Genomic DNA, 18,559 nt, shown 5'->3' with positions numbered 1-18,559 from the left:
AGAATATAAATGCAAAATTGCAGGTTTATGCTGTTGGTTCACTTGAAAGGGATGGATTTATGAAGATGCCTGAAACACTATTATCGCTATCTGGTGCGGATATGACACCGCCCGCTCTGGAAGAGGCAGTTTTAATTCTGATTGATTGCCAGCAGGAATATATTGATGGGGCCCTTGCGCTTCCCAATGCCCATGTTGCTTTGCAAGAAGCTGCGAGAATGTTGGAAGCCTGTCGCGTTGCAGGGTCTGACATCATTCATATTGCCCATAAAGGGCAAGCGGGCGGGCTTTTTGACCGATCTGAAGGCGGAAAGGGAGCAATAGCCGCGCTGGTCGCGCCCAAAGGGGATGAGTTGATTGTCGAAAAGGGGTTACCGAATGCCTTTGCAGGTACTCAATTAAATACTCTTTTGGAAAGGTTGGGGAAAACCAACCTTATTCTTGTTGGCTTCATGACACATATGTGTGTGAGTTCTACTGCCCGGGCCGCTTTGGATTTGGGATATCGGACAACGATTGTAACTGAGGCCTGCGCTACGCGGGATCTTCCTGGGCCAGAGGGGACAATTATCAAGGCCGACCAGCTTCACCAGACCTGTCTTGCCGGTCTTGCGGATCGTTTCTCTATACTGGTGCCAACGCATACATCATTTGCAGCGGCATCTTGATCTTCAATTTCAGTCGAATTGCATCGGCGATTCGGCTTTTCCGCTACATTTTCTTCTGCATACTATTAGTTGCTAAAGAAAAAATTGAAAATCCACATGATGGTATGATCGGGAACCCTCAAGATATAGTAGGTTATGTCGGGCAAGAGGCGTCAGGCCTACAATTTAAACTTTTATCGTGCATTTTGGAAAATAATTTTCAATCAATACGCTTGTTATTCACTTTTAAAGTGCGTTACTTTCTGCCTCATCAACTAGCTTATTGGGAGGGCAAAATGCAGCTGATGTTCAAAGATATTGGAAATACGATCTCAATTAAAACCTGTTACTCTCGTTTCCTGAGTTCCGCCGCTGTATTGACCCTGATGCTCCTTCTGTCGACGGTTCTATTACTGAATAACGGGGACGGATTGCAGGAAACTGCGCAAAATGAAACGGTTTTGCTCGTCCAAAAATAAGGTTTTGTTGAGGTTGCCTAAATGCCGTTTGGATTGTTCGTCTACACGCATGTTATTTAAAGTATTCATTAGAATTTATTGGAACGACAGGTTGTTCCTCACTTTTATTTAAGATTCTCATCCTAAGATACGCTAGACACAAAAATATTTTCGGAAGTAAGCATAGCGATAGTGTGTATGGCGGAAACAATAAGTCAGTTAGAACGATATAGGGCGAAAGCGATTGGCACGAATGTCAATGCCGTGTCTTTATTGGCGACAGATTATCTGAACCATTTTAACGAGGCCTTGATGCTCGCGGAATTGGTAGCAGATATGCCCGAAATGCTGGACGATTTTCTGATGTGGCTGCCCAAACATTACCGGGATCATTTCCGCGAGAGTGGAATTGCAGATAAAGAGTTGGCAATCGATGCATATGACGTCTCGCCGCCTGAATATCGTGTGCCGTTTGAGAGCAATGTTAAAATCCTGAATAAGCAGCTAAGCCTGCTTCAAAAATCTCTTGATAGTGATCGCGATCAATTGCAAACTCCTGAAAAACGTGAGTTCATTGGGGCGAAATGCTCATTAATTCGTGGGTTGATAGACCGAATTGGTGGTATAATAAACGGTCAGGTCACTGAAAAAGCCGCCCCGAATAAAGACGCTCAGCGACAGACCTGGACGGGTCAGGAGAAACCGGTTGAGCCCGCGACACCCGCCCGCCCACAGCCCAAACCAGCGCCGGAGGTTATCGAAGTTTCTGGTGGAGAGCTGTTGGACCAGTCTGATATTGATGCATTGTTCGATTAATCTGGTACGGTAAGGTTATGAACATTTGGTATGTTTCAGAGGCAAAAATTCTTTGGATTAGCGCGGTGATCGTGTGTGCCCTGCTCCTGCCCCTGTCTCAAGCGCGCGCATTATCTGCCGGACAATGCAGAGACACATACAAAACTCCTGAAATCCGGCTTCTTCTGACAAACGCCAAAACTGCACTCATAACCAATAAATCTTCATCGCAAATAAAGCGTATCGCCAACCGCACGGGTGCTTTCAAGCCAACAACGGCAGGACAGCTTCGCGGGTTGACCTATACAAATGATGGGTACGAATTCAGCCTGAAGGTTCAGGGAAGAAAACTGGCCGATGGCCGTTATTGTGTACGGTTGACGCAAATCGATTTCAAATACGGCATGCGAGAAGCGCAGATTTTCATTGACCGTAAATACAAACCAGGCAGCTGTAATTTCAAGGTCATTCTGGCGCATGAACAGGAACATATGAAAATCAATATGGCGGTTCAGAAAAACTTCACGAAAATGATTGATGGTGCGTTGCGAAAAATAGCGGATCGATTACGCCCTGTCATTTCCGGTTCGGTGCAAAGAGCCGCAGATTCAATGGAAAATTCACTTTATCATGATTTGAAGCCGGTTATTCGAGAGTTTCAAAAACAAAAAAGAAAAGCCAATTTGAAGATTGACACACCCAAAAGTTATCAACAGGTACAGTCCCGTTGTGCCGGTTGGTAGCAATCGGAATATCTTAAAGTAAAATTTCTTTCTCCCCAATAGGTTAGTTGCAATCCCCTGAATGCACGCCAAACATTTTCTTGATCGAGAATTTCATTCAGATCCGATTCTGCAGTGAGAAGTTCGGGCAATTCTGTGTTATTGTCAGAAAATTGACGGTCAGGAGGCCAGAAAATGACGAATGCCAAAGGTGGATGCCTGTGCGGAAAACTTAGATACGAAGTATTAAAGCAACCGGCACGAACGACCATTTGTCATTGTAAATTCTGCCAGCGTGCCACTGGCTCGGCTTATCTGGTGGAGCCGATATTCGAAAATGCGGACGTCAAGATAACCCTGGGGGCACCAAAGCGTTACACGCATTTATCTAAGGGCAGCGGGAAGGAAGTTTACATTCATTTCTGTGACAATTGCGGGACCAAGTTGTTTTTGACTTTCGAGCGATTTGATGGCGTTGTCGGCGTTTACGGTGGGACGTTAGATGACCCCAACTGGCTGAAAATCACTCCGGAAAATGCCAAACATATTTTCTTGGCGGATGCGCTGCAGGGCACTGTTGTGCCGCCGCATTTCGACACATTCAAAAAGCACGCAACCGAAAATGACGGCACCCCGAACGCCGCGACGATCTTTGCTGAACCGCATATTATTGGCACTGAATAGTACCTTGGTCGGTTCTTTTCGCATTGGTTATAGGGCTTTGAAGGTTCAGAGTAATAGAACCTTGGTGTTTTGCGGTGGCGGATCCTATCCTCCAAACCAGTTGTTTTTGCCTTTTATTAATCTATTTCGGTTTAAATAATCTGTCAGTCTGTTTGCAGCATAAGCAAAGGGCTCGTTGGCCCGGAGAAGAGTAGATGATTATTGGCAAAGACATTCAGGAAATGCTGTCGAAACTGGAAAGTGAGCGCGCTTCCGCCGGTGCTTCTGGGGAGACAGTTTACGCAGAAAACAGGGCCTTCCGACGCAGCCGTGTTGTGTGGGAAGCCAAATTGAAGTTGTGCTTCAATCAGGTCACACTGAAAGGTGAAGTGCGGGAAATAACGGGCGTTGTTCGGGATATTTCTGCAAACGGGGCAAAAGTTGATTTGAGCGAGCCCATTTTCGAAAAGACGGATCTTGAACTTCATATCCCGAAATTGGGGATGTTCCGCTGTAACGTGGTTTGGCAGGATCACACACGGGTGGGTATACAATTTGTCGACAACCCAGATACAATCTTTGCTCACTTAACGCGGATCTTACCGAAAGCGTAACCCTAATTCATGTTTGATCATCGCTTTCAACCGGCATCAGCGCTTCTTTTGGATTCGCAATCTTCCATGCGATATAATACGCGTGTTGCTTTGTTGAATATCGGCTTTGGTGAAGTCGAGGCGGTTAGCAATCATTCAGAATTCATGGAGCGATTGGAAAAGAAACATTTCGATCTGATCGTAGGAGACAGCCGAAGTGTTGGCGAGGATACTTGTGATCTGATTAAGCAAATCCGCCATAACGCGATTGGTCATAACCCTTTTGTCAATGTGATCGTGACGCTTTGGGATGCGTCGCCCGATGTTGTGCACAGTACGATTGATTCAGGGACGGATGATCTGATTATCCGGCCGATGTCGAACGCCCATCTGCGAGACCGCGTAAGCGGGCTGGTGGCGGCCAGAAAGCCGTTTATTGTGACAAGTGACTATATTGGACCAGAACGGCGTCAGATCGTCCGGGGGATGTCCCGTGTGTCTCAGATGGTAGTCCCTAACTCTCTTCAGGCCAAGGTTGAGAATAAACCGGAGCTGGATGCCACGCCGGAAAATATCAAACATGCTCTGCAGGCGGTGAATGATCGAAAGGTTACAATTTATACCGAACTGTTCCTTCATCATTCTTCCCGAATTTTATCGTTGGGGGCAGATCCCAGTAAATTGCAGGAACGTCAGGAACTGATCAAGGACATGCTGAGTATGAACGAAGATTTGGAGCACCGGATTCTCGGAAGTGAATTTAATCATGTTGCAGCATTTTGTGATGCGTTGCGGGATCTGCTGCGCCGTTTATTGACCTCTAACGAGGATCTGAAAGAACAGGAACAGGAACTGCTGATGCAAATTCCATTTGCCATTCACAAAGCATGCAAAGAATTACGACAGTCTGCGGATCTGGCATTTGATATCCAGGATTTAACGAGCATTTTGAAAACGGCTAGTCAATAATTCCCTGAATGAGCGGGAATTTGTCCAATATGGACTACTTTCCGGATTTCGGTCGACCTATATTATAAACAGGGCTAGAAATGTATTGGTGTAAAAGCCAAATTGGGAAGTGGAAAAAAAACAGGTATGACTGAAAAAACAAGACAGGAAAAAGGGTGCCGCCGCAGGTCTGTCATCGGGATTTTTTGTCTTAGTTTTATATTGGGGATGTCTGCATTAACCGCTCTCTCTCCGGCCCAGTCAGTAACGTTTTTCAGGATCGGCACAGGCTCAACGTCAGGCACGTATTTCCCGATTGGTACACTTATTGGTACGACAATTACAGGACCGCCCGGTAGTCGTTCCTGCGAAGACGGCGGAAGTTGTGGGGTCCCCGGTTTGATTGCTGCCGCACAAACCACGCGCGGTTCCGTTGCCAACATTAAAGGTGTTTTATCCGGAAATCTGGAAACAGGCTTGGCTCAGTCCGATATCGTTCATGCGGCGGCCAAGGGGCAGGGCGTCTTTAAAGGAAACAAACAGGCGCAGAAGGATCTGCGCGTTATCGCCAACCTATACCCTGAAAATGTTCACTTGGTCGTCAGAAAAGCCGCCAATATCAAGACTGTTGCGGACCTGAAGGGAAAACGCATTTCCATTGATTTGTCCGGGTCGGGCACGCGCGAAAATGCCAAGGCGATTTTGTCCGCTTATAAAATCGGTGAAAAAGACTATATTCCGGTCACCGCTAATCCAGATAAATCTATCCGTTTTTTGCAGGAAAATAAGCTGGATGCGTTCTTTTTTGTTGCAGGCTATCCGGCAATAGCTGTCGCGGAACTGGCGTCAAATGGCCTTGTAGACCTTTTGCCGATCACGGGGAAAGAAGCACAGGACCTTATTCAGGCCCACCCGTTCTTTTCCACCAGCAATATTCCTGCAGGCACATATGTTGGTATAGGGGAGGTTGAAACCCTGGCGGTGAGTACGCAATGGATTGTTAGTGCCAAAATGGATGATGATCTTGTCTATGCTATTACCCGGGCGTTATGGCACCCTAGAAACCGTGTGCTTCTGGATGGGGGGCATGCAAAAGGCAGGTTGATCCGGCTGGAAACGGCCTTGGAGGGCGTTGGTAATCTTCTTCATTCCGGCGCGCGAAAATTCTATATGGAAATCCGGTCCGAAGAGGACGGCTAATTCATCCTGATTTATTTTCTCATGACATAATGTGTAAAATGGTAAAGATCCCAGCCGATCATGCTGTGTTGGCGGTGTTCTATAAATGTATAAAAAAATGACAAGGAGATAATTGTGATCCCGCATGTAACGCAAGACGAGGTTGCATCCTCAATTCCGATTAATCTTGTTGCACCAACCGCTTTTTCGGGCTGGTGTGATGGTCAATCTGACCGCGTGAAGACTTGGATTGATGCAAACGGTTTTACCGGAAAAGAAGGGCAGCACCTGATTGTTCCAGGGGATGATGGCACGATTAGCTCAGTTGTTTTAATGAAAGAAACGAATAGCTGGGATATCTGGTCACTTGCCGGTTTACCGGAAAATCTGCCGGAAGGCATCTATCATCTTGCTATGGAGCTGGAGGCGAACCTCGCAACGGAAGTTGCCGCAGGATGGTCGCTTGGCACTTATATCTTCGATCGCTATAAAAAAAGCGAAGCCACATTTGCCACGCTGGTGATGCCTGAAAATGCAGATGCTGACGAAGTTGAAAGACTGGTTTTCGCGACCAATCTCGCCCGTGATCTGGTCAATATCCCAACCTCCGATATGGGACCACGTGCCTTGGAAGCGGCAGCTTCTCAAATTGCGGGAGAGTTTGAAGCACGTCAGACCAATATCGTGGGGGATGATTTGCTCACCTATCATTACCCGATGGTTCATGCGGTGGGCCGCGCCTCTTCCGAGGCCCCGCGGCTGATCGACATGGTTTGGGGAGACAGCGATGCACCAAAGGTGACCATCGTTGGCAAAGGTGTGTGTTTTGATACAGGTGGCCTGGATCTTAAGCCTTCAGCGGCGATGTTGATGATGAAAAAAGATATGGGCGGCGCTGCAATGGCCCTCGCGCTATCCCATCTTATTATGGATGCGAATTTGCCCGTCCGGTTGCGGGTTTTGATACCGGCTGTGGAAAATGCTGTATCTGGAAATGCGTATCGCCCCGGGGATGTTCTGGTCAGTCGGTCCGGGAAAACTGTTGAAATCGGCAATACGGATGCCGAAGGTCGATTGGTTCTTGCTGATGCCATGACCGCAGCGGACGAGGAAGAGCCTGATCTGTTGATTGATTTTGCTACGTTGACAGGCGCTGCACGGGTTGCGGTCGGTACTGAATTGGCAGCAACATTCACGGATGATGAAGGCCTGTTTGACGGGATTGAAAAGCATGCAAAAGCGGTTAATGATCCTGTCTGGCGGTTGCCTCTCTGGTCGGAGTATCGATCGCTGATCGACAGTAAAATTGCTGATATCAACAATAGTGGCTCTACCGGTTTTGGGGGAGCAATTACAGCGGGGCTTTTCTTGAAAGAGTTTGTTGAAAAAAGCAAAAGCTGGGTTCATTTTGATATCATGGCGTATAACAATCGCGCCCGCGCAGGCCGTCCAATTGGCGGTGAAGCTTTCGCGATCCGCGCTGTTTATTCCTATCTCAAAGAACGGTATGCCCGCTAAAAAAGGAACAGGGGGTTACTGATCCGTGAAAGCGAGTTTTGTGCCGAGGGCCGTGAAGGCCCCGGCAACGCCTCGCCGAAACCACGCCAAAACATTGGGTCGACTGGTAATTTGATGCCGTAACTGGGCGGCAAAGACACCATAGAGGATAAAAACGGCAAAAGTCATCACCATAAAAATGGCCCCAAGGCCAGCCATCATGCCGGTCGGGGAAGGGCTGTTTATGGGGACAAATTGAGGCAAGAAGGCCAAAAAGAAAATTGATAATTTGGGATTGAGGCAGTTGATCGCAAAACCGGTAACGATGGTTGAAATTACGCTTTTCCGGCTTGGTTCCTGATTTGTAAAACTTAAGCTGCCCTTATCCTGCAAGGTTTTCCAAGCAAGATAAAGAAGATATGCCACACCAGCATATTTGACCCCCTGAAAAAGAAGGGCGCTGGTATGAAGCAGGGTTGCCAACCCGATGATGCTTGCTAAGAGATGCGGTAATATTCCAAGAGTGCAGCCAAAGGCAGCCGCAACGGAAGAGGCGCGGCCTCGGGATAAACCGGACACAATGGTATATAAAACGCCTGTTCCGGGTGCCAGAACGACGATAAATGACGTTATTAAAAATTCAGGACTCACTTTTTATTCCTTTTTGCGACCTGTTGACCCTTTTCCATTTGTTGTAAAAAAGCAAGGTTGTTTCTGTTTCGCTTGCGTAATGAAAACAACTGTGGCACCATTCAACAATGCAGGGACACAGTAATACTCAAGCGGTTCTGAAATTATGGGAGCAATCCCTTACGGAGTTAATCCGGCGGGATGGCCCGGATCTGTCCGCACGCCAGATGGCGATCATGCTTATCGTGTATTTGGACCCTCCGCCCCATACAGTTCGTGGATTGGCGGCGCATTTGAAAATTTCCAAACCAGCCGTAACCCGCGCACTTGATACGCTCAGCAAGCTAGACCTTTTAAAACGCCGTCCCGATGAACGGGATAAGCGATCAATAACCGTGGCACGAACTGTCAAAGGCTCTGTATATCTGAGTGAGTTTTCTGAGGTGATTGAACAATCGGCGTGGCATCATCTCGCTGAATAAGAGGGATTAAAACTTGTGCCCTGTCTTTTTCCTGTCATATGGGGAAGGCAAGTATTGTTCATCACAGTTCAATTTTTATCAGGTTTCCAGCGTTATGGCCAAAGCCAAGGTGCCACCGTCAAATATTTCGTCAGATGATATTGTGCCTTCTGTGCGATTTTCTGAAGCCTTGATTGTCTGGCTTCGGATTGCGCTATTGAGTTTCGGAGGCCCTGCCGGACAGATTGCGGTCATGCATCGTTTGCTGGTCGACGAAAAGAAATGGCTGAGCGAAGACAGATTTTTGCATGCTCTCAATTTTTGCATGTTGCTGCCGGGCCCGGAAGCTCAACAATTGACTATTTACGCAGGCTGGCTCACCCATCGGGTAATTGGTGGGGTGACAGCCGGTTTATTATTCGTGCTGCCGGGTGCCGTCGCAATGATGGTTTTAAGCTGGATCTATGCCGCCTTTGGTGAAAGCGGGTTGGTGGATGGACTTTTCTTTACGCTAAAGGCCGCTGTTCTCGCAATTGTCTTTCAGGCCGTCGTGAAAATTGGATCGAAAGCGCTGACAAACAGGCTGAAAGTTACCATAAGCGTGATGTCATTTGTCGCGTTGTTTGCTTTTTCCGTCCCGTTTCCAGCAATCATATTGTGCGCAGGTTTATTGGGATATTTCGCCGGAAAAAAAGGGTTAAAGGCGTTTCATACGTCTCCTCCACCGCAGGACGAGATCAAGGAGATACCACTTTCAGCTCACCGACTTGGCCCTTATTTAACGACAGCCTTCGTCATTTTGTGCCTTTGGCTTACGCCAACGCTGATCCTTTTTCTGTTTGCCGGGCCGGATCATGTTTTCACTGAGATTGCTTTCTTTTTCAGTAAAATGGCGGTTGTCACTTTTGGTGGTGCGTATGCCGTTCTTTCCTATGTTGCACAAGCCGCTGTCACTGATTTTGGATGGTTGCAGGCTGGCGAAATGCTGGACGGACTCGGTCTTGCGGAAACTACGCCGGGGCCTTTAATCATGGTGACCCAATTTGTTGGATATCTTGGTGCGTATCGGGAGCCTGGCAGCCTGTCTCCTGCCATGGCGGGCCTGCTTGGCGGAATGCTCACGACATGGGTGACGTTCACGCCTTGTTTTCTCTGGATATTTCTAGGAGCTCCCTATGTCGAGAAAATCCGGCAAAACAGGGCTTTGACCGCCGCTTTGTCCGCCATAACCGCTGCAGTTGTCGGGGTGATTGTTAATATTGCATTTTGGTTTTTACTGCATGTTCTGTTTGGGCGGGTCGTTGATTTTAGCGTCGGTATTCTAACGATGAGTTATCCGGAAATTACGACGTTCAATGGTCTGGCCGCGATATTCTGCGGATTGGCTTTTCTCGCTGTTTTTCGCTTCAAAATCGGATTGCTACCACTGATCGCAGTGGCAGCGCTTTCCGGTATTGTCCTGCATTTAACGGGACTTGTTTAATAGCCTTTGTCCGGATCGACCTGATTGAGCAAAGGTTTTCCAGCCCGTGCAAGCTCAATATTCTTTGCGGCCAATTCTGTGACCCGTCCGGGGGACGCTATGCTCGCTACATGTGGGGTTACGCGCACTCTTGGATGGTTCCAGAGAGGGCTTTCCGCTGGCAATGGCTCCGTGTGAAAGACATCCAGTGTCGCCGCAGACAAATGTCCACTGTCCAGCGCGTCAATCAGTTCTTGCTCATTGAGATGCGGTCCGCGACCGGGATTAATGAGGGCGGCGCCTTCAGGCAACTTCTGAAACAGATCCTTGTTCAGAATTCCGGTGGTTTCGTCAGTCAGGGGCAACAGGCATACCAGAATTTCCGTGCGCGCGAGAAAGGCGTCCAGTTGTTTCGGACCATGAAAAGTTGTGACGCCATCAATTGATTTAGGGCTTCTGGACCAACCGGCAACATCGAAGTTCATTTTTCTCAAGGTTTCAGCAGAACCGGTTCCAAGCGCTCCCAGCCCAAGAATACCAACCTTTCGGTTGCGGGCCGCAGGCGCGTGTTTTTCTTTCCAGACTTGCTTTCTTTGTTGTTCATCATACAGGTGCTGGTAACGGTGATGATTAAGAACATGCTGTAAGACATACTCGCTCATACGGTCGGTTAGTTCAGGATCGACGACGCGCGCGATCGGAACATGTCTTGGATAGTCTGGGTCTTCAAAAATATGATCGACGCCCGCACCAAGAGAAAATACAGCCTTGAGGTTTTTCAGTTTACCCAGAACCCCGTGAGGCATGGCAAAACACAACGCAAATTCAATGTCATCGGGATCTCCGATGTCAGGATAAAAACGCACTTCCAGTCCCGGGACTTTCTTGGAGAGTTCTTCCCGCCACCAGTCGTTGCGTTTGATTTTACTGTGAAATAGTAGCGCCATGGTCACTTTGCTCCGTGAGGTTTGTTGGTCGTGATCTTATAGGGTGGCGAGATCAAAAGCCGCTTTCATAAGGGCTTTGGTATAAAGTGTTTCAGGGTTATCAAATATCTGATCCGCAGGGCCTTGTTCAACTACTTTTCCATCTTTCATGACAAGAACCGTATCCGCAAGGGCGCGCACGACCTTCAAATCGTGACTGATAAACAGGTACGCAAGGTTGTGTTTTTGCTGCAAGTCTCGCAAGAGATCAACGATCTGTGCCTGAACGGACATATCAAGCGCTGACGTTGGCTCGTCCAGAATGATGAATTTGGGTTTCAGGATCAGGGCCCGGGCGATGGAGATCCGTTGCCGTTGCCCACCCGAAAATTCATGGGGATAGCGATCCTGTGCATCTGGGTCTAGCCCAACTTCATTGAGGGTTTCACCGATCAACGCCCGTCGCTCTTTGGCATCACCGCGACCATAATGAACAAGAAGCCCCTCTTCAATGATTTGTCCAACGGATAATCTGGGGCTCAAACTGGAATAGGGGTCCTGAAACACAACCTGAATTTCTGACCGCAACGGGCGCAAGGTTTTCCAGTCGGCGTTCTGAATGGATTTCCCGTTATACAGGATGTCTCCCTGAGATCGGATCAGACGCAGCAATGCGAGGCCCAGGGTTGATTTACCCGACCCGCTTTCGCCTACAACCCCCACCGTGTGTCCCGCCTGAACACAGACTGAAATATCATCTACAGCTTTTACATGATCAACAGTGCGTTTCAATAAACCCGCCTTGATGGGAAAATAGACTTTTAGATGATTGCCGCGCATGATTTCGGGTGCGTTCTGATCCTTGATAACAGGCAGACCCTTTGGTTCCGCCGATAACAGCATTTTTGTGTAGTCATGCTGTGGGGCGTCAAATATCTGCTGAACGGGTCCTGCCTCTACAATTGTACCGTTCGTCATCACACACACATCCTTGGCCATTTTCCGAACGATCCCCAGATCGTGTGTGATGAGGAGAATAGCCATGCCCAGACGTTTCTGAAGGTCCAGCAGCAATTCGAGGATCTGAGCCTGAATGGTTACATCCAGCGCCGTTGTCGGCTCGTCAGCAATGAGCAGATCCGGCTCGTTGGCCAGTGCCATGGCAATCATGACCCGTTGGCGTTGTCCGCCGGAAAGCTGGTGAGGGTAGGCTTTCAGCCGTTCGTCCGTGGCCTCCAGGCCAACCAGATCCAATAACTCGCGTACGCGTTTTCCCGCCTCCGACTGGCTCATCCCTTTGTGCACCAACAGGGTCTCGTTAATCTGTTTCTCAATGCTATGCAGGGGGTTGAGGGACGTCATGGGCTCCTGAAAGACCATGGAAATCTTGTTGCCACGAATGGACTGCATTTCTTTCTGAGGCTTTCCAACAACTTCCTCTCCGTCCACCAGAATGGAGCCGGTTGGATGGCTGGCCAACGGGTAGGGAAGTAATTGCAGGATGCTCAGGGCCGAGATGGATTTTCCGGACCCGCTTTCCCCGACAAGAGCAAGAGTTTCCCCTTTGTTGATGTCAAAAGACACATTTGTAACGGCCGGAACATCCTGTCCTTTTACTTTGAAGGAGATCCCCAGATTTTTAACGCTGACATAGGCCATTATTCAAATGTCTTTCTGGGATCAAACGCATCCCGTATTCCCTCTTGCATAAAAAAGGCGAGGGTCAGCATGATCGACAAAGTTAAAAACGCAGTAATCCCTAGCCAGGGAGCCTGAAGATTGGCTTTCCCTTGCGCCAGTAATTCCCCTAAAGACGGAGACCCGGGTGGGAGCCCCAACCCTAAAAAATCAAGGGATGTCAGGCTTACAATTGATCCGGTCAGAATAAAGGGAAGAAACGTAAGAGCGGAAACCATGGAGTTTGGCAGCAAATGCTTGAACATGATCACACTGTCCCGTACGCCCAAGGCCCGGGCTGCACGCACATAGTCAAAATTTCTGGACCTTAGAAATTCTGCCCGGACAACCCCGACCAGACTGGGCCAACTGAAAAGCAGTAACAAAAACAGAAGTATAAGAAATGTCGGTTCAATCAGCGCGGCCAGAATGATCAGGATATACAGGCTTGGCATGCCGCCCCAGATTTCCAGAAAACGCTGGAAGATAAGGTCCGTCATGCCGCCGAAATATCCTTGAACGGCTCCGGCAGCGACACCAATAATCGAGCTCAAAATTGTTAAGATCAGCCCAAACGCAACCGAAATCCGATATCCATAAATGACACGGGCCAGAACATCGCGTCCTTGATCGTCAGTGCCCAGCCAGTTCTCGCCATCCGGCGGGCTGGGAGCGGGAGAGCTCAAATCATAATTGATTGTTGTGTAGCTGTATCGAAGGGGCGGCCATATAATCCAGCCGCCTTCTTCCTCGATCAGTTCACTGACGAACGGATCCCGATAGTCGGCTTCGGTTTCGAAATCACCACCGAAAGCTGTCTCCGGATATTCGACGATAAAGGGCGTAAAAAAATCGCCTTTGTAAGAAATCAGGAGTGGCTTGTCGTTGGCGATGACTTCGGCAAACAGGGACAGAACAAATAACCCGAGGAACAGGATCATCGACCAGTATCCCCGGCGGTTTGATTTGAAATTTTCCAGGCGTCGCTGGTTTATTGGAGAGAGAGTGAACATCAGACATCCCTCGCTTCAAAATCAATTCTAGGATCAATCAAGGTGTAGGTGATGTCGCCAATCAGGTTCATGATCAGACCAAGCAGAGCAAACACATACACGGTTGCAAAAATAACCGGGTAATCCCTGTTCAACGCTGCCTCGAACCCAAGGAGGCCAAGACCATCAAGGCTGAAGATCACTTCAATGAGAAGAGAACCGGTAAACAGGATGCCAATAAAGGCACTTGGAAATCCGGCAATCACAATCAACATGGCATTACGAAATACATGGCCGTAAAGGACCCGTTGTTCGGATAAGCCTTTGGCTTTTGCCGTCAAAACATATTGTTGGCTGATCTGGTCCAGAAACGAATTCTTTGTAAGCTGTGTGAGGGCTGCAAAGCCGCCAATCACCATGGCTGTTACAGGCAACGCAATATGCCAGAAATAATCGATGATTTTTCCAAACAGGCTTAATTCATCAAAATTTTCAGACGTCAGGCCTCGTAAAGGGAACCAGTCCAGATAGGAGCCACCGGCAAAGAAGACAATGAGTGCAACGGCGAAAAGGAAACTGGGGATGGCGTTTCCGATAATGACCAGACTACTGGTCCAAAGATCAAAGCGGCTGCCATCCCGAACGGCTTTTTTAATGCCCAGCGGAATAGAGATCAGATACACCAGCAGGGTCGTCCAAAGACCAAGCGAGATAGACACCGGCAATTTTTCCAAAACCAGATTAAAAACGCTTTCGTCTCGGAAATAGCTATTGCCAAAATCAAAGACCAGATAGTTTTTGATCATCAGGAAGAACCGTTCATGCGCCGGTTTATCGAAGCCGAACTGGACTTCCAGTTCTTTAATGAATTCCGGGTCAAGGCCTTGCGCGCCTCGATAGGCACTGTCACCCCCGCTGTTCACGGTGGCACTTGATTGGCCGGAGGAGACATCTCCCTGGCCGCTTCCCCCAATGCGGGACGTTGCCCCAACAGCGGTGCCCTGTATTTCGGCGATAATCTGCTCAATGGGTCCGCCGGGTGCGAACTGGATCACTACGAAATTCAAAACCATAATGCCGAACAGTGTCGGGATCATCAGGAGAAGTCGTCTTAGTATATAGGCTAACACGGTAAACCTCTACTGATTGAGGGCAGCGTCAATGGCGGCTGCCTTTTCTGTGTCTATCCACCAGGTATCCAAAACAGACCGATTATATCCCGGGGGTGTTTTATCAGGACGTCCAAATTTGTCCCAATAAGCAATGAAGTGGCTCGCTTTGTACCATTGCGGGATTGTATAATGACCCCACATCAGCGCGCGATCAAGGGCGCGGGCGGCAATGGTCAGGGTTTTAACGTCTTTTGCCTTGATAACCTCTTCGACCAAGGCATCAATGGCTTCATTTTTCACACCTGCGAGGTTATAGCCCCCTTGGATATCTGCTGATTTCGAGCCCCACCAGTCCCGCAAACCGGTTCCCGGATAGGCCGATTGAGAGAGCCGCCGTGTAATGATATCAAAGTCAAAAGCCTGCAAGCGGTTCTGCCAGCTTGCAACATCCAGTATACGAACCTTTGCTTCGACGCCAATTCTTTCCAGATTGCGGATGAAGGGATTGATGATCCGTGTAAAACCCGTGTCATACAGAAGAAACTCGAAGGACATCTGTTCGCCTTTTTCGTTTTTAAGTTTTTTGTCCTGAATGGTCCATCCAGCCAGCTTGAGTTCTTTGAGTGCGGCGCGAATTTGCGTCCTTATTTTCCCGCTACCGTCCGTGATGGGCGGCATATAGGCCTCTTTGAAGACCTGTTCGGGTAACTGAGCGCGCCAAGGCTCCAGCAGCGCCAGTTCTTCTTGGGTTGGAAGGCCCGTGGCTTTCAGAGACGAATTTTCAAAGACCGAGGTCAGGCGGGCATAGCTGCCATAAAACAGGTTCTTGTTCGTCCATTCGTAGTCGAACATACGGGTTAGGGCTTTGCGAACCAGTGGGTTCTTGAATTTTTCCAGTCGGGTATTAAAAAAGAACGCCTGGAATCCGGTCAGCGCCTTACTTTTTAATATATCGCGCTGTATCAAGTTTTTTTCAACGGCAGGTTTGCCGTCATATTCGGTCGCCCATACCCGAGAGGTGAATTCTTCCCTGAAGTCATAATTGCCAGCAAAGAAAGCCTCGGTGGCAATTGTTCTGTCTCGATAATAATCGACTTTGATTTCGTCAAAATTATAGCGCCCCACATGAACAGGCAGCGTGTCGGCCCAATGGTTTTCAATACGTTTGTAGGTGGCGGATCGTCCTGGATCGACGGCTACCATTTTGTAGGGACCCGAGCCCAATAGCGGCTCAAGTGTTGTTTTTTTAAATGGGCGTTCATCAAATGAGGCTTGCGATAAGATCGGCATGCGGCCAATTAGAACAGGTAGTCCCCGGGTAAAAGCCTCTTTTTTAAATGAAAACCGTATTTTATCGTCCGACAAAACCTGCACTGTTTCAACGTCGCGAAACAGTTGGCGATACCGAGGGTGACCGTCCTTTACCAATGTATGAAAGGTGAAGGCAACATCGGATGCGGTGATCGGTGTTCCGTCATGAAAAATGGGTCCTTGACGAAGATGAAATTCGACCCATTTGTCGGCATCATCCAAAATCGCGTGTTTTGCAACCAGACCGTAGACGGCATCGGGTTCGTCGTTGGAAGGCGTCATCAAACTTGCAAAATTAAAATTGGCGTCCCCGCCAATATCGGCGTTCAATATTTCACTGGTTCCTTTCAAAATGAAAGGATTAACACTGTCAAAACTGTTCAGATTACGCAGCCTGATAAGGCCACCTTTCGGGGCTTGTGGATTAACATAATCAAAATGCTTGAAGTCAGATGCATATTTCAAATCGCCAAAGCTTGAAAGTCCGTGCGTCATCTTTTCTTTTGCGACGGAAACAGATCCGAAAGCGGATAGTAGACAAATGACAAGTGCGGTTTTCTTGAGCGGTAAAAGAAGCATATTACTTTTAATTTTCTGCATTCTTGATTTTCTTAAGCCCCTCCCGAAGTGCTTTTTCTTTTTCCGGGTCAATCCACCAGGCCATAATATCATTGCCTTCACTTGGGTAGATATTGGTTTTACCAAACTTGTTCCAATAGGCAAGGCGATCATAGGCTGCGGTGAATTGTGGGATCAAATAGAAATTCCAGGTCAAAACACGGTCAAGCGCGCGGGTCGCCGGGATGAGGCTTTCATAATCTGGTGCTGCAATCAAATTTTCGATCAAGGCATCCACAACGGGATTTTGTATGCCGATCAAATTCCGGCCTCCAGGTGTTTTCGCAGCCGCGCTTCCCCAATATTCACGCTGTTCGTTGCCGGGGCTGACGGACTGTCCAAAAACGGTTGTGACAATGTCAAAATCGTAATTACGTAACCGTTCGGTATATTGGGCGGTATCAACAATCCGGGTGGTGGACGTGATTCCGAGTTTCTGGAGATTTTTGATAAAGGGCCCAACAATTCTGAGACTATTCTGATCATACATCAAAAATTCAACTTCCAGCGGTTTACCGGTTTTCGGATTGATCAATTTTCCGCCTTTTATGGTCCACCCGCCTTCTTTAAGCAGGCGTTTGGCCGTACGGAGCGGCTTTCTGTCCCGGCCACTTCCATCCGTCACAGGGGGCGTGTAGGCAGGGCCAAAAACGCGGGCAGGTAACTGATCACGATAGGGTTCAAGAATTTTCAATTCTTCTGCTGACGGCTTGCCTTTTGCCGCCATCACCGAATTATAAAAGAAGCTGTTTGTTCTGATATATTGATCATAGAAAATATTCTTGTTGAGCCATTCGAAATCAAAGGCGTAAGTCATGGCTTCTCGTAAAACCGGGTCCTTGAATTTTTCTTTTCTCAGGTTAAACGCGTATCCCTGCTGGCCTGCGGGGCTTTTTGACGGGATTTCTTCTTTGATCACAAGCCCGTTTTTCAAGGCAGGGAAATCGTATCCGGTTGCCCAGTTTTTTGCACTATTTTCAGCGCGGTAGTCATATTCCCCAGCTTTGAAGGCTTCAAGCAGCACGGTGGTGTCCCTGTAAAAATCAAAGCGTATTTCATCAAAATTGTAGCGCCCCTTATTGATTGGAAGGTCTGCGCCCCAATAGTCCTTTACCCGCTCATAGACGATATAACGGTTGGCTTCGAATTCCTTAACTCTGTAGGGGCCGGCCCCCAAAATAGGTGTTAGCGTGGTTTCATCAAATTCGCGGGTTTCAAAATGTTTTTTTGACAGAATTGGCATGAGCTGCCCAACAATCTGTGGAAGTTCGCGATTTGGCGGGCCTGTAAAATGAAATTTGATCCGAGTGGGGGACAGCGCTTCTGCTTTGTCAACATTGGCATAATAATACCGAAAAACCGGCCGCCCTTTTTCTTTGGCCATATTAAAACTGAAGATCAGATCTTCAGATGTAATCGGGCTGCCATCATGAAAGCGCGCTTTAGGGTTCAGGTTGAAAATCGCAAAGCTTAAATCTTCTGCAACCTCTACACTCTCAGCAACCAGCGCATATTCCGTGCTCGGATCATCGTTCGGCTGGGTCATCAGCGTTTGAAATGTCAACGCAATGCCGTTGGCAGATTGACCGCGGCTAATAAAAGGGTTGAGATTATCAAATCCACCGATGGCGGAAAGACGGAGCGTGCCGCCTTTCGGGGCATCAGGATTGGCATATTCCAAATGCTTGAAGTCGGGTCCATATTTAAGGGGACCAGCTAATGAAAGTCCATGCGATTTTGTTGTTTTAACTGTTTCTGCAGCAATAAAAGGCGTCGCGCAGAAAAAGGAAATCAAGACGAAAGCAGAAGTTTTAAGAATTCCCATTATTTCCCTGTCAGTCGATTGTTAATAATCGACTGTAAACATG

Annotated in this window: 18 protein-coding genes; 11 read left to right on the top strand and 7 right to left on the bottom strand. The window is 48.2% G+C overall.

Features of this window, described 5'->3' with window-relative positions; all coding sequences use genetic code 11:
- Positions 1-59: 59 nt before the first annotated feature.
- The 9 genes from OIR97_RS16630 (at position 60) to OIR97_RS16590 (ending at position 7,523) form a co-directional block, all read left to right on the top strand.
- The gene (locus OIR97_RS16630) at positions 60-668 is read left to right on the top strand and encodes a cysteine hydrolase family protein (protein ID WP_169543335.1); all 609 of its coding nucleotides are present in this window, start codon (positions 60-62) and stop codon (positions 666-668) included.
- Between the two features lie 275 nt (positions 669-943).
- Positions 944-1,126 carry a hypothetical protein gene (locus OIR97_RS16625; RefSeq protein WP_169543334.1) on the top strand — a complete coding sequence of 61 codons (183 nt, stop codon included), beginning with the start codon at positions 944-946 and terminating at the stop codon, positions 1,124-1,126.
- Between the two features lie 177 nt (positions 1,127-1,303).
- Entirely contained in the window at positions 1,304-1,921 is a 618-nt protein-coding gene (locus OIR97_RS16620; protein WP_169543333.1) for a hypothetical protein, read from the top strand.
- 17 nt (positions 1,922-1,938) lie between these two features.
- On the top strand, positions 1,939-2,643 hold the full coding sequence (locus tag OIR97_RS16615; protein ID WP_169543332.1) for a hypothetical protein: 705 nt from the start codon (positions 1,939-1,941) through the stop codon (positions 2,641-2,643).
- 174 nt (positions 2,644-2,817) lie between these two features.
- Complete coding sequence (locus tag OIR97_RS16610; RefSeq protein ID WP_169543331.1) at positions 2,818-3,306, top strand: GFA family protein; 489 nt, start codon at positions 2,818-2,820, stop codon at positions 3,304-3,306.
- Positions 3,307-3,500: 194 nt separating this feature from the next.
- The gene (locus tag OIR97_RS16605; RefSeq protein WP_169543330.1) at positions 3,501-3,899 is read left to right on the top strand and encodes a PilZ domain-containing protein; all 399 of its coding nucleotides are present in this window, start codon (positions 3,501-3,503) and stop codon (positions 3,897-3,899) included.
- 66 nt (positions 3,900-3,965) lie between these two features.
- Positions 3,966-4,847 (top strand): response regulator, encoded by an 882-nt coding sequence (locus tag OIR97_RS16600; protein WP_169543329.1) that lies wholly within the window; start codon positions 3,966-3,968, stop codon positions 4,845-4,847.
- Between the two features lie 126 nt (positions 4,848-4,973).
- Complete coding sequence (locus OIR97_RS16595; protein WP_169543328.1) at positions 4,974-6,026, top strand: TAXI family TRAP transporter solute-binding subunit; 1,053 nt, start codon at positions 4,974-4,976, stop codon at positions 6,024-6,026.
- 117 nt (positions 6,027-6,143) lie between these two features.
- Positions 6,144-7,523: a leucyl aminopeptidase family protein gene (locus tag OIR97_RS16590; RefSeq protein ID WP_407696685.1), complete on the top strand. Its 1,380-nt coding sequence runs from the start codon at positions 6,144-6,146 to the stop codon at positions 7,521-7,523.
- Positions 7,524-7,538: 15 nt separating this feature from the next.
- On the opposite strand, the gene OIR97_RS16585 is transcribed toward OIR97_RS16590, so the two are convergent.
- Positions 7,539-8,153 carry a LysE family translocator gene (locus tag OIR97_RS16585; RefSeq protein ID WP_169543327.1) on the bottom strand — a complete coding sequence of 205 codons (615 nt, stop codon included), beginning with the start codon at positions 8,151-8,153 and terminating at the stop codon, positions 7,539-7,541.
- Between the two features lie 107 nt (positions 8,154-8,260).
- Between OIR97_RS16585 and OIR97_RS16580 the strand changes: the two genes are divergently transcribed.
- Both OIR97_RS16580 and chrA read left to right on the top strand, forming a co-directional pair.
- A complete protein-coding gene (locus OIR97_RS16580) occupies positions 8,261-8,614 on the top strand; it encodes a MarR family winged helix-turn-helix transcriptional regulator (protein WP_169543326.1) in 354 nt (117 codons plus the stop codon).
- A 94-nt stretch (positions 8,615-8,708) separates the two neighbouring features.
- Positions 8,709-10,076 carry a chromate efflux transporter gene (gene chrA / locus OIR97_RS16575; protein ID WP_169543325.1) on the top strand — a complete coding sequence of 456 codons (1,368 nt, stop codon included), beginning with the start codon at positions 8,709-8,711 and terminating at the stop codon, positions 10,074-10,076.
- On the opposite strand, the gene OIR97_RS16570 is transcribed toward chrA, so the two are convergent.
- Genes OIR97_RS16570 through OIR97_RS16545 form a run of 6 tightly spaced genes read right to left on the bottom strand, consistent with a single transcriptional unit; the run spans position 10,073 to position 18,516 of the window.
- On the bottom strand, positions 10,073-11,002 hold the full coding sequence (locus OIR97_RS16570) for a 2-hydroxyacid dehydrogenase (protein WP_169543324.1): 930 nt from the start codon (positions 11,000-11,002) through the stop codon (positions 10,073-10,075). The two genes, chrA and OIR97_RS16570, sit on opposite strands and share 4 nt — an antisense overlap.
- Positions 11,003-11,038: 36 nt before the next feature.
- Entirely contained in the window at positions 11,039-12,640 is a 1,602-nt protein-coding gene (locus OIR97_RS16565) for an ABC transporter ATP-binding protein (RefSeq protein WP_169543323.1), read from the bottom strand.
- The gene (locus OIR97_RS16560; protein WP_169543322.1) at positions 12,640-13,671 is read right to left on the bottom strand and encodes an ABC transporter permease; all 1,032 of its coding nucleotides are present in this window, start codon (positions 13,669-13,671) and stop codon (positions 12,640-12,642) included. The genes OIR97_RS16565 and OIR97_RS16560 overlap by 1 nt, the downstream gene beginning before the upstream one ends.
- Positions 13,671-14,780, bottom strand: a complete 1,110-nt coding sequence (locus tag OIR97_RS16555) for a microcin C ABC transporter permease YejB (RefSeq protein ID WP_169543321.1) — start codon at positions 14,778-14,780, stop codon at positions 13,671-13,673. The genes OIR97_RS16560 and OIR97_RS16555 overlap by 1 nt, the downstream gene beginning before the upstream one ends.
- Positions 14,781-14,789: 9 nt before the next feature.
- Entirely contained in the window at positions 14,790-16,673 is a 1,884-nt protein-coding gene (locus OIR97_RS16550; protein WP_169543320.1) for an extracellular solute-binding protein, read from the bottom strand.
- Positions 16,660-18,516 (bottom strand): extracellular solute-binding protein, encoded by a 1,857-nt coding sequence (locus OIR97_RS16545; protein ID WP_169543319.1) that lies wholly within the window; start codon positions 18,514-18,516, stop codon positions 16,660-16,662. Before OIR97_RS16545 ends, OIR97_RS16550 begins: the two co-directional genes overlap by 14 nt.
- Positions 18,517-18,559 lie beyond the last annotated feature (43 nt).

The organism is Sneathiella aquimaris (assembly GCF_026409565.1).
GTDB lineage: Bacteria > Pseudomonadota > Alphaproteobacteria > Sneathiellales > Sneathiellaceae > Sneathiella > Sneathiella aquimaris.
The sequence above is the reverse complement of the archived record's forward strand: the minus strand, read 5'-3'. Positions and strand labels throughout refer to the sequence as shown.